9 protein-coding genes are annotated in these 12,405 nt (G+C 67.6%); 7 read left to right on the forward strand and 2 right to left on the reverse strand.

What is annotated here, in order from left to right:
* The first annotated feature begins 472 nt into the window (after positions 1-472).
* Together dxs and OID54_RS29400 are read left to right on the forward strand one after the other, a co-directional pair.
* On the forward strand, positions 473-2,413 hold the full coding sequence (gene dxs / locus OID54_RS29395; RefSeq protein ID WP_329024382.1) for a 1-deoxy-D-xylulose-5-phosphate synthase: 1,941 nt from the start codon (positions 473-475) through the stop codon (positions 2,411-2,413).
* A gap of 170 nt (positions 2,414-2,583) precedes the next feature.
* A complete protein-coding gene (locus OID54_RS29400; protein ID WP_443055690.1) occupies positions 2,584-4,110 on the forward strand; it encodes an amino acid permease in 1,527 nt (508 codons plus the stop codon).
* Positions 4,111-4,126: 16 nt separating this feature from the next.
* Here the strand turns inward: OID54_RS29400 and OID54_RS29405 are convergent, their stop codons facing one another.
* Positions 4,127-4,525 (reverse strand): NTP pyrophosphohydrolase, encoded by a 399-nt coding sequence (locus OID54_RS29405; RefSeq protein ID WP_329024385.1) that lies wholly within the window; start codon positions 4,523-4,525, stop codon positions 4,127-4,129.
* On the reverse strand, positions 4,525-5,418 hold the full coding sequence (locus OID54_RS29410) for a hypothetical protein (RefSeq protein WP_329024387.1): 894 nt from the start codon (positions 5,416-5,418) through the stop codon (positions 4,525-4,527). Before OID54_RS29410 ends, OID54_RS29405 begins: the two co-directional genes overlap by 1 nt.
* Positions 5,419-5,540: 122 nt before the next feature.
* On the opposite strand from OID54_RS29410, the gene OID54_RS29415 reads away from it, so the two are divergent.
* From OID54_RS29415 to OID54_RS29435, 5 genes are all read left to right on the forward strand, one after another.
* Positions 5,541-6,716, forward strand: a complete 1,176-nt coding sequence (locus OID54_RS29415; RefSeq protein WP_329024389.1) for a CapA family protein — start codon at positions 5,541-5,543, stop codon at positions 6,714-6,716.
* Positions 6,717-6,934: 218 nt separating this feature from the next.
* Positions 6,935-9,151: a HAMP domain-containing protein gene (locus tag OID54_RS29420; protein WP_329027856.1), complete on the forward strand. Its 2,217-nt coding sequence runs from the start codon at positions 6,935-6,937 to the stop codon at positions 9,149-9,151.
* A gap of 6 nt (positions 9,152-9,157) precedes the next feature.
* The gene (gene pgsB / locus OID54_RS29425) at positions 9,158-10,771 is read left to right on the forward strand and encodes a poly-gamma-glutamate synthase PgsB (protein WP_329024391.1); all 1,614 of its coding nucleotides are present in this window, start codon (positions 9,158-9,160) and stop codon (positions 10,769-10,771) included.
* The gene (locus tag OID54_RS29430) at positions 10,768-11,250 is read left to right on the forward strand and encodes a poly-gamma-glutamate biosynthesis protein PgsC/CapC (RefSeq protein WP_329024393.1); all 483 of its coding nucleotides are present in this window, start codon (positions 10,768-10,770) and stop codon (positions 11,248-11,250) included. Before pgsB ends, OID54_RS29430 begins: the two co-directional genes overlap by 4 nt.
* Positions 11,251-11,271: 21 nt before the next feature.
* Positions 11,272-12,342, forward strand: a complete 1,071-nt coding sequence (locus OID54_RS29435; protein ID WP_329024395.1) for a C40 family peptidase — start codon at positions 11,272-11,274, stop codon at positions 12,340-12,342.
* Positions 12,343-12,405: the final 63 nt, after the last annotated feature.

Consider the following 12,405-nt stretch of genomic DNA (forward strand, 5'->3'; position numbering starts at 1 on the left):
GCAGGGGTGGGACCCGCCCGAATGCACGCGTTTACAGGAAGAACTCATGGCAGCGTTGTCATTGCGTTGAGTGTTGAAGTCTTGACATCGGACGTTGTAGTTCCGTATCTCTTGATCATTCCGTGAGCCGGCGATGGGAGCGTCAGCGATCGCCCGCAAAACCCAGCGGTGGGACTCCTCACAGTGCCCGGAAGCCGGGAACCACAGGGCCGGTCCGAGCGTGGACGGATGCGGGGGGCGTGATCCGGTGGGACCGCGCCGTGTCCGTGCATCCCGCTCTCCCGCACCGTTCGCCCCGGAGCGAGGCGGCCCGCATTGTCACGGACCGGAGTGGGTATCCGCCATTGGCGTGAGGCGGAACCCACCGCCCGATGACCCACGCCGGGCGCGGAACATTAGACTCGATCAAATCGGCACTCTCGGCCGGTTCGATACGCAACGCTCGACCAGCTCAATACGCAAGGAGGCACGGGTGGCACTGCTTACCCGTATCAAGGGACCGCGCGATCTGGACCGACTCAACCCGGAGCAGCTCGATCAGCTGGCCGAAGAGATCCGGACCTTCCTCGTGGACGCCGTTTCCAAGACCGGAGGCCACCTAGGTCCCAACCTCGGCGTGGTCGAGTTGACCATCGCCCTTCACCGGGTCTTCGACTCCCCGAAGGACAAGGTCCTCTGGGACACCGGGCACCAGAGCTATGTGCACAAGCTGCTCACCGGCCGTCATGACTTCTCGCGACTCAAGATGAAGGGCGGCCTCTCGGGCTACCCGGCCCGCGCCGAGTCCGACCACGACATCATCGAGAACTCGCACGCCTCCACGGTCCTCGGTTGGGCCGACGGCCTCGCCAAGGCCAATGAGGTGCTCCGGCGCGACGACCACGTGGTCGCCGTCATCGGTGACGGCGCGCTCACCGGCGGCATGGCCTGGGAGGCGCTGAACAACATCGCCGCCGCCAAGGACCGCCCGCTGGTCATCGTCGTCAACGACAACGAGCGCTCGTACGCACCCACCATCGGCGGCCTCGCCAACCATCTGGCCACCCTGCGCACCACCGACGGGTACGAGCGGTTCCTCGCCCGCGGCAAGGACATCCTGGGTCGCACCCCCGTCGTCGGCAAGCCGCTCTACGAGACGTTGCACGGCGCGAAGAAGGGCCTCAAGGACTTCATCGCCCCGCAGGGCATGTTCGAGGACCTCGGTCTGAAGTACGTCGGCCCGATCGACGGCCATGACATCGAGGCCCTGGAGTCGGCGCTCGCCCGCGCGAAGCGCTTCGGCGGCCCCGTGATCGTCCACTGCCTCACCGAGAAGGGCCGCGGCTACCAGCCCGCCCTCCAGGACGAGGCGGACCGCTTCCACGCCGTCGGCAAGATCCACCCTGACACCGGTCTGCCCATCGCCAGCTCGGGTCTGGACTGGACCTCCGTCTTCGGCGAGGAGATGGTCAAGCTCGGCCAGGAGCGCGAGGACATCGTGGCGATCACCGCCGCCATGCTCCAGCCCGTCGGCCTGGACAGGTTCGCCAAGGCGTTCCCCGACCGCGTCTACGACGTCGGCATCGCCGAACAGCACGGCGCGGTCTCCGCGGCGGGGCTGGCCACCGGTGGGGTCCACCCCGTCTTCGCCGTGTACGCCACCTTCCTCAACCGCGCCTTCGACCAGGTCCTCATGGATGTGGCCCTGCACAAGTGCGGGGTGACCTTCGTGTTGGACCGGGCGGGTGTGACGGGCACCGACGGCGCTTCCCACAACGGCATGTGGGACATGTCCATCCTCCAGATCGTGCCGGGTCTGCGGCTGGCCGCTCCTCGTGACGCCGACCAGGTCCGGGCCCAACTCCGCGAGGCCGTCGCCGTCGATGATGCGCCGACCGTGGTCCGCTTTTCCAAGGGAGCGGTCGGACCCGCGGTGAAGGCCGTGGGTCGCATCGGCGGAATGGACGTGCTGCGCCATGCGGGCACCGACCCCTCGGAGCGCCCCGACGTCCTGTTGGTCTCCGTGGGTGCGTTGGCGCCGATGTGTCTGGAGATCGCCGATCTCCTCGACAAGCAGGGCATCTCCACCACCGTCGTCGACCCGCGTTGGGTCAAGCCGGTGGACGAGGCGTTGGCGCCGCTCGCCGAGCGCCACCGGGTGGTCGTCACCGTCGAGGACAACATCCGCGTCGGTGGTGTGGGTTCCGCGGTGGCGCAGGCCCTGCGGGATGCGGGCGTCGACGTTCCACTGCGCGACTTCGGCATTCCGCCGAGGTTCCTCGACCACGCCACCCGCAATGAGGTGATGACGGAGATCGGCCTGACCGCTCCTGACATCGCACGTCAGGTCACTGGTCTCGTCGCCAAGCTGGACGGTCGGTTCGCCGATGAGTCCACCACGGCCGGCGAGGCAGTGGAGCCGGTGCGCGACTGACACCACCCGTGCTCGTGCGAAGACATGAGCGCGTGAGGCATGAATCGGGCCGGAAGGGTCACCCTGGATGGGTGGTCCTTCCGGCCCATTCGCGTGAACCCCACCCGAAGGCCGCACCTGGGCCACCGCCCGTCCCGATCATGACGGGACGACGAGCGTGGAGGTGCGCGGTGAGCACACACACAGACCCCACAGGCCGAACGGGTGTCTTGAGAACCAAGAGCATCGAGCAGTCCATCCGCGACACGGAGGAGCCGGAGCACGCGCTCACCAGATCGCTGTCCGCGCTGGACCTCACCGTCTTCGGAGTCGGTGTCATCATCGGCACCGGCATCTTCGTCCTCACCGGTGCGGTGGCCAAGGAGAACGCCGGTCCGGCGACCGCGATCGCCTTCGCCGTGGCCGGTGTGGTCTGCGGCCTCGCCGCCCTGTGCTACGCGGAGTTCGCGTCCACGGTCCCCGTCGCGGGGTCGGCGTACACCTTCGCCTTCGCCTCGCTGGGCGAGCTGCCGGCGTGGATCATCGGCTGGGACCTGGTGTTGGAGTTCGCGCTCGGTACGGCGGTGGTGGCCGTCGGCTGGTCCGGCTATGTCCGCTCGCTGATGGACAACGTGGGTTGGCACCTGCCGGACGCCCTCGCCGGGACCAATCACACCTACGGCTTCGCCTTCGACCTGCTGGCGTTTCTGCTCGTCCTGATCCTGACCGGCGTACTGGTCCTCGGTATGAAGCTCTCCGCCCGGGTGACGTCCGTGGTCGTCGCCATCAAGGTGGCGGTCGTACTGATCGTCATCATCGCCGGCGCGTTCTTCGTGAAGGCGTCGAACTACAGCCCCTTCATCCCGCCGGCGGTGAAGACCGAAGGGGAGTCAGGGCTCCAGGAGCCCCTGATCCAGGTGCTGTTCGGGTATGCACCGACCAATTTCGGTGTCCTCGGCATCTTCACCGCTGCCTCGGTGGTCTTCTTCGCCTTCATCGGCTTCGACGTCGTGGCGACGGCGGCGGAGGAGACCAAGCTTCCGCAGCGGGACATGCCCCGTGGCATCCTCGGGTCGCTCTTGATCTGCACGACGCTGTACGTCGCCGTTTCAATCGTCGTCACCGGGATGCAGCACTACACCGAACTGTCCATCGACGCGCCCCTCGCCGATGCCTTCAAGGCCACCGGCCACCCCTGGTACGCGGGCGTCATCAGCTTCGGCGCCGCTGTCGGACTGACGACCGTCTGCATGATCCTGCTGCTCGGCCAGACCCGGGTGTTCTTCGCGATGAGCCGTGACGGGCTGCTGCCGCGGTTCTTCTCCCGGGTGCACCCGCGTTTCCGGACGCCCTACCGGGCGACCGTTCTCCTCGGTGTACTGATCGCGATCATCGCCGGCTTCACCAGCATCGAGGAGCTGGCGACGCTGGTGAACATCGGCACCCTCTTCGCCTTCGTGGTGGTGGCCATCGGAGTGGTGATCCTGCGCCGCACCCGCCCCGATCTGCCGCGCGCCTTCCGTACACCACTGGTGCCCTGGCTGCCGATCGCCTCGGTCGCCGCTTCCGTCTGGCTGATGCTGAACCTGCCCACCGAGACCTGGCTGCGCTTCGGCATCTGGATGCTGCTGGGCGTGCTGGTCTACTTCTGTTACGGCCGACGCCACAGCCGTCTCGCCCCTCACCGGAACACCTCCTCCACCAAGGAGAGTTCCTAGCCGATACGGACGGACGCTAGTCCGCCGCGGGACCGTACACCGTGCGCGGGCCCACGGTCTGGGCGCCCATCTGCGTCACCCGAAGTCGTAGCCCGCGGTCCGCCGTCACCACCACACAGGGGCGGTCGCGGGCCTCGGCGGCGAGATAGACGATGTGATCATCCCCACTTCCCCCGGCCTCGCTGACCGTCACCCCGGGCACGGACCGCACCCCGCGTGCCGCGCCCTCCACCACGAGCACGATCTCCAGATCACCGGGAAGTCCGGGGAAGCCGCTGGCCGCGGTGGCGGCCAGTCGGTCCCGCAGCCGTTCGGCCGCTCCATGCCGATCGCGCCACCAGCCGTCGGGGACCGACCCCATGACATTCGCCCCGTCCACGATCAGCAGGGTCGCCGGGCTTGGGGATTGGGGCATCAGCGCGCCCAGTTGGCGGTCACGGTGTTCACGGCCGCGACCGCGCGGGCCGTGCGCTGCTCGCTGGTGCGCAGTCGATTGCTGAACTCGATGTGCAGGAAGGAGATGCCGTCGGCGGCGGCTTTGCGTCCCTGCACATTGGTGCGGCCCTCCAACGGGCAGTCGCGGACCCAACCCCGACACACGGCGAACCCCCGTGCCTTGAGCGCGTCGGCGAGGACGCGGCCCTCGGCCAGCGCCACCTTGCCCTTGCCCGTGGAGGCGACAACATCATGATCAGGTACGGAGTCGTCGGCGAAGCCGTGCACCTGGACTCCGGGCAGTCCGCGCTCGGTGAGTTCGTCGCAGACGGTGTCGAAGACCGTGTCCGTACGATGGGCGACATCGGCCTCGTCCCCCTCGCCGGCTTTGCGATGCGCACCAGCAATCACCAGCGCGCCCCCCGGTGAACCACGGAGCACCTGCGCCCCGAACTGTTCGGTGTTCTTGTCGGCGACGGGGTGGGGGACCTGGATCGACCAGCGGATCGGTGCGTCGAGCGCCAGATAGACCCGGCCCCAACCGCGGGCCGACGACTTCTCCTTGCGATCGGCGATCTCGGCGAAGGACCGACCGCTGACCTCGTCGGAGACCGTGCGCACCTCGAACCCGATGCTCGCCAGACGGCGCTGTGCCTGGTCGCGTTGGCCGTCGAGGAAGAGTCCCACGCCTTCCGCCGCGGCCTTGCGCTCGGCTCGCGTGGGCGGTTGGTAGCCGCGCTCCTCCGCGAAGCCGGCGGTGTACCGCCCGATCCGCTTCACGAGGTCCTCCTCGACGGCGGAGGCTCGGCTACGGCCGTCCTTCTCTCCTTCGGATGTGTCTCGTTGGGAGCGTTCCTTTAGCACAAGAGTCATGGTGATTGCCAGAATGATCGCCAGTGCGATCATCATTGTTGCAATCGTTATCGTCTTGGTCCGGTTGACCATCATCGTTGTATAAAGATAGCCGAGTGATGAAACGCCCCTACCGCCGGTCGATGACGATCTCCGTGGCCCTCGTGGCAACGCTTTCCGGAGCCGTCGCCTGTGGCCCGTTCGGTTCCGATGACAAAGCCGTTTCCGGCGAACCCGCCTTCACGGTTGCTGCGGCCGGGGACATTCTCCCCCACCCCCAGTTGATCGAGCAGGCGCGCAAGGACGCGGCCAAGACCGGCAAGGGGGAGGCGGGGCTCGACTTCGACCCGATGATGGAGGGGATCAAGCCCGTCATCAGCAAGGCGGATCTCGCCATCTGCCACTTCGAGCCGGTCGCCGGCAAACCCGAGGGGCCCTTCGTCGGCTTCCCCGACTTCATCGTGCCGCCGCAGATCGCCACGTCGATCAAGAACGTGGGATACGACACGTGCTCCACCGCGTCCAATCACGCCCTCGATCACGGGGTGAAGGGCGTCAAGGACACCCTCGACGCCCTGGACAAGGCGAACCTGAAGCACACGGGGACGGCGCGTACCGAGGAGGAGGGCGACCAGACGCTCATCCTGGACGTGAAGGGCGTCAAGGTGGCCCATCTCTCCTTCGCCTCCATGTTCAACGGGCGGGAGGTCCCCAAGGACGCCCCCTGGACGGCCAACCTGATCGACTTCAACGCGATCGCTGCGGCGGAGAAGAAGGCCAGGATGGAGGGGGCCCAGGTGGTGATCCTCAGCCTGCACTGGGGTCGGGACAACTGGGCGAACCTCAGCAAGACACAGCTCACCCTGGGGCCTCAGATTGCTAGGAGGACCACCATCGACCTCATCGTCGGCCACCACACGCACATCGTGCAGCCGATGGAGAAGGTGGACGGCACCTGGATCGCGTACGGACTCGGCAATCAACTCGCCCGACATGACGTGCCCTCCGGTCTCAGCGAGGAAGGCGTCATCGGCTGGTTCGAGTTCATCAAGAAGGGCAAGGGGTGGGACGTGCGCGCCCGGTACGTGCCCACGTACGTCGACATTCCACCGGACCCGGACGACACGGGCAATGTCCCCAAGGACGCGGTGAAGGACCATCGACTCGTCGATGTGGCCCGCATTCTTCGCGAGGACGACAAGCTGACCAAGGAGCAGCGGGCCCGGTATCGACTGGCTTTCGAACGTACGGCGGGCACCATGCTCAACCGTGGCGCGGGCGGCGACGACCTGAAACCGCTCCAGTCTCTTCCTGACTGAGCAGTAGGCGTTTGAGGTCACATTCGCTGGAACTTGTACAACCCTTTTACCGTATTGTCAGTCAGATCCTTCCGGCACTGCGCTTTCGTGCAGCGCTGCGCATTGCCGCGCCCACCTGCCGTCGGGCGCCCCTGATGCGCAAGGATTTCCATGAGAGGAGCCCCCTGTTGGCCGCTTCGCAGTCGAAGCGGCGGCACAAGGTCCGCCGACGGGCCGACATGTCGCTATTGGGCGGTATTCGCCCACCTATAGCAGTTCTGTCGGTTCTGCTCCTCGCCCTCGCGGGCGTCACCGCCCTCACCCTCGGACGGGTCGACCAAGAGCGCGTTCCGAAGGCCGTCCTCAACTCCCAGCAGTACTTCGCCGAGGACGGCGCCATCGCCCTGCGCGCCTCCATCGACGAGAGCGTCACGGACCTCACCCGGACCGCCGACCTCTTCAGCGCCTCCGGGTCGGTGTCGCCCGACGCCGTGCTCGACAAGATCGGCAACGTCTACCAAAAGTGGATGGGCACCGCCGTCGTAGAGATCGAGTCGGGCAAACTCCTCGCCGCCCGTGGGGAGAACGTCCCCCTGACGGTGGTCGACCGCTCCAAGCTCTCGGAGAAGAACGGCCTCGCACCCCGGATGGTTCGACTGGAGAACGGCGAGACCCGACTCCTCGCCTTCGCCGTCCTCACCTGGAAGGGCGAGCCGCAGAAGCTGCTCGTCGCCTCCAGCAGTCTCCGTTTTCCCGGAATCAGCCTCGGTAAACTTCGGGCCATCGCCGTGATCGACGAACGCGCGCAGGTCCTCAGCAGCGACGGCATCGATCCGGCCGAGCAAGTGATGACCGAGTTCCAGCGGCTGGAGATCAAAGACTCCAAGAAGCAGCTGAAGTCGTTCTCCAAGTACGCGGCCAAGAAGGCCAAGCAGAACCCCCTCCAGTCCAAGGAACCCGGCTCCGGCGGCTTCAAGGGCGTCAGCGGCAGCATCACCGGTGAACACTTCGCGGGCGACCGGCTCGTGGCCGGCTATGCCACCCTCGCCGCGCCGGAACCCGGCGGCGCCACCGTCGCCACCAGCCTCGGACTCACCGTCATCGCCATGGTCAAGATCGCCGACCCGCCGATGGCCGCAGGCGGGCCTGGCTTCGGCCTCGCCGCCGCCGGTGCACTGCTGTTGATCGGGGGCATCACCGTCGCCCTGCTCCTCGGCACCGTCCAGCGCCCGCTCATCCGGCTGTACCTGGAGAGTCGCCGCCTCACCCGGGGCGACCTCACCCGCCCCGTCACCGTGCCCAAGTACGGTGAGGCGGCCCGCATCGGCGACGCGCTCGAACGCATCCGCCGCCAGCTCCACGGCCAGGGCGACTCCGACGGCCCGACCCGCAAGCGACGCCTCGGCGCCCGCCCGCTGCTCGCCGTCGCAGCCGTGCTGCTGTTGGTCTGGTCGGCGCCCCTGATGCTGCTCCTCAACCGCGCGGGCGACTCCGTCGTCGTACCGCAGCAGATCATCAACGACCAGCGCGAGCGCACCGACACCCTCACCGACCGGGTCAGGCGTGCCCTCAACGAAGGCCATGCGGACCTGCTCTCGGTGGCCTCGCTCGTCGGCAACAACACCGAGCGCGCCGAGATGACCGACGTGCTGGAACGCACCCTCGCCCAGCACCTGCGCTACGAGTCGCTGTACGTCGTGGACAAGGAGGGCGAGGTCCTCGCCCGAGCCGGCGGCGATCCGCGCAGCGACGGCGTGGCACCCTCCACCCAGCCGGTCCGCATCCTCGACACCAAGTCCAAGGAACCCGTGATCGTCGGCACCGCCGAGATCTCCGGGCGCGGCGGGGCCGTCGTGGGCGAGTTCCGCATCGACTTCCTCAACTCGCTGCTCAAGCGCCCCGGCCTCGGTCAGGTGCGGGTCGTGGACGCCGAACGCCGGGTCATCGGCGGGAACACCGGCTACCTCGCGTTCGAGAAGCTCGCCAACAGCCGCCTCGACGCACTCGTCGCGGGCTCCAACCAGAAGGTCGGCCTCAGCGCACGCCCCAGCGGCGTCCTGTACCGCACCGGCGACGACATCCAGATCGCCGCTGCCGCGCCCTTCGTGGGCGGTGGCGCCGCCAAGTCGCTCGGCTGGACCGTGGTGAGCTACCAGCCCGCATCCGGCCTCGCGATCCCCGAGTACAGCCTGCAAAACCGCACCGTCCTGGCCGGACTGCTCGGCATCACCGCCGCAGCCGCCTGCCTCGGCTGGCTCCACATCGTGGTGGTGCGCCCCCTGCGTGCCGTCACCGACCAGGCCGAAGCCCTCGCGGGCGGAGACCGCCGTACCGTCCTCTACCCCCGTCACCACGACGAGGTCGGAGCCGTCACCCGCAGCCTGGAACTCCTCCGCCAGCAGTTGGCGGAGCTCCGCAAGCGCGACGGCGCCAAGACGCCGGCCGGAAGGAACTGAACCACCGTGCTCTTCCTCTACACCGTGCTGGTGGTGTGCAGCGCGATCCTGCTTGCGGCGGGCGTCGTCGAGCAGCGGCGGCACTACACCAACCTCGACCAGATACCCACCCGGGTCCTGGTCAACGGCATCCGCGGCAAGTCGTCGATCACCCGACTGTGCGCGGGGGCGCTGCGCGGCGGTGGGCTGATCACCGTGGCCAAGACCACCGGAACCGCGGCGCGGTTCATCCACCCGGACGCGACCGAGGAACCGGTCTACCGGAAGTTCGGCATCGCCAACGTCGTGGAGCAGATCGGGATCGTCCGCCGCGCTGCCGCGTACCGTCCGCACGCCCTCGTCATCGAGTGCATGGCGGTGATGCCGGCGCTCCAGGAGATCAACCAGTCGAAGCTGATCCGCTCCACGATCGGCGTCCTGTGCAACGTCCGTGAGGACCACCTCGCCGAGATGGGCCCCACCCTCGACGACGTGGCCCGCTCGCTGTGCCGCTCGATGCCCGAGGACGGGATCTGCGTCACCGCCGAGAAGGACCGCTTCCACATCCTTCAGGAAGAGGCCGACGCCCGTAACTGCAAGCTGATCTACGCAGACCCGGAGACGGTCAGCGACGAGGAGCTGCGCGGCTTCAGCTGGTTCACCTTCAAGGAGAACGTGGCGATCGCCCTCACCGTCGCCGATCTGCTGGGAGTCGAACGGGAGACCGCGCTCCAGGGCATGTACGACGCCCCGCCGGACCCGGGTGTGCTCTCCGTCGAGCGCTACGTCACCGAGGACGACAAGCGGCTGCGCTTCGCCAACGTCTTCGCGGCCAACGACCCCGAGTCGACGCTGATGAACATCAACCAGTTGCTCGACCTCGGCGCCATCCACCGGCCCCTGAACGTGGTCATCAACTGCCGCCCCGACCGGGTGGAGCGCAATGGCCAGATGGGCGAGATCATCCCCGAGCTCGACCCGGAGAAGGTGTTCGTGATCGGACACCCCGCCAAGTCCGCCATCGACGCCATCCCGGCCGAGTTCCGCTCCCGCGCGGTCGACCTCGGCGGCGACCGACGGGATCCGGAGGAGTTCATGGCCGCGCTGATCAACCAGCTGAGCCCCAACTCCTCCCTGGTCGCCATCGGCAATATCCACGGCCAGGGCGAGGTGCTGTTGGAGCACCTCGCCGAACTGCCCGCCGACGAGACCCCCGACGACAGCACCACACCGGGCGGCAAGAAGCCGGCCCCGACGAAGACCGAGGCAGTACCCCAGCGCACCGTCGACCCGTCGGAGACGATGCAGCTGTACGCGCCCCGGATCGACCCGTACCAGCAGTACTCGGAGGCGTACGAGTCCCGCTACTCCACCCAGCAGATGCCCCGCGTCGTGATTCCGGAGCAGCCCGCGGGCGGCCACTACCAGCAGCAGTACGCCGCCCCGGCGCAGGACTACCGTCCCGAGCCCGGCCCACAAGGCGACCCGGCGGCGCCCAGGGAACCCTGGCCGACTACGGTCCACAACGGACCCGCCCCCTACGGCGAGCAGCCGCAGGAGCGCGGCCTCTTCGAACCCCGCCGCCCACCCGCCCCGCCCGCCGACGACCATCAGTGGCACAGCCCAGGAGACCAGCGTTGATCCCGTCCGTCCTCACCCCAGAGATCGCCGCCATCGGTATCGCTCTGGGCCTGCTCTTCTCGCTGGTCTGCTATCTGACGACCAATCTCTCACCCGGCGGAATGATCACCCCGGGTTGGTTGGCGCTCACATTGGTCGAGGACCTTCAGCGCGCGGCCATGGTGCTCGGTGTCACCGTGCTCACCTATGTGTCGACCCTGGTGATGCAGAAGTTCATCATCCTGTACGGAAAGCGCCTGTTCGCGGCGGTCGTGCTCACCGGTGTGATGCTCCAGGCCACCGTGATGATCATCCTCTCGCTCGAATTCCCGCTGATGTACAGCAACCAGACCCTCGGATTCATCGTCCCCGGCCTGATCGCCTACCAGCTGGTCCGCCAGCCGAAGGGGCCGACGCTGTTGGCGACCGGTTCGGTCACCTTGATGGCGTACGTCGTCCTCACCGCCGGAATCCTCCTCGGCGTCATGCCGACCGCCTGATCACCCATTGGAGCCGATCCCATGAGCCCCAAGAAGAAACGCCCCGTCGTCCACGGAGTCACCGTCCTCGCGCTGCTCGCCGGCAGTGCGTATCTCACCGTGGAACTCCGCAAGGACGAGCAAGCCAAGGCGCCCAAGGTGCAGGCGGTCACCGACACCCCCAAGTTGCAGGGTGCCGCGACCGGCAAGAGCGGCGCCCAGACCTGGGAGCGCTTGAAGAACCCCGAGCGCTCCGTCCTGAGGGACGGCAGCGGGGAGGTGCTCGCCACCTTCACCGACAAGGCGCGCACCGCCACCTTGAAGGGCCCCTCCCGCACCTTCTCCGAGCCCACCAACACCAAGACCCGGGTGGTGACGGAGAACTGGGTCCGGCTGATGCCGGAGCCGTGGCGCAAGGGCGCGGAGAAGGAGAAGTGGTTCAAGGACTGGTTCAAGGAGTTCTTCGGGAGCCAGGAGGACGACATCTTCGCCATGGGCTTCCAGTACGTCCAGGACCAGCCCGTCAAGAAGGACGACGAGGGCCTCGCCTACGCGGGTGACGCCAACTTCGGGCCGCTGAACCCCAACGGAAGTTCCGGCAACGACCTCCGCGAGGAACTGTCCGACTTCTACGACTACCTCGGCATCTCGTACACCTTCCGGGACGGCGTCACCGCCCAGTCGGAGACCAGGCGGGCCCGCTCCGCCGACTGTTCCGGCTTTATGCGGCTCCTGCTCGGCTACCGCGCCCGCTACCCGCTGGCCTCGTCGGACAAGTCGGGCGACGGACTGCCGCGCACGGCCAACGGCATGGCGCGGTCCGACCTCGGCGCCAACGTCATACCGCTCACCAGCGTGGGCCCTGAGGGCCGGCCGAAGTCGATCGACCTGCTTCAGCCCGGTGACCTCGTCTTCTTCAAGCTGGACGCCCGCACCAAGCAGCGCCTCGACCACATGGGGATCTACCTGGGCCATGACACGGAAGGCAACATGATCTTCCTGTCCAGCCGGGAAGAGGTCAACGGGCCCACGATCGGCGACAAGGGCGGCGCATCGCGGCTCAACGGCAACGGCTACTACGCCAAGACGCTGCGCAGCGCCAAGCGCCTGTGAGTACGCCTGCCGGGCGCCCCTAGGGCTTCGTAGCCCAGCCGGTGCCGCCCGCGTCGAAGGGGC

Origin of the sequence: Streptomyces sp. NBC_00690, from assembly GCF_036226685.1 — a bacterium.
Taxonomy (GTDB): Bacteria; Actinomycetota; Actinomycetes; order Streptomycetales; family Streptomycetaceae; genus Streptomyces.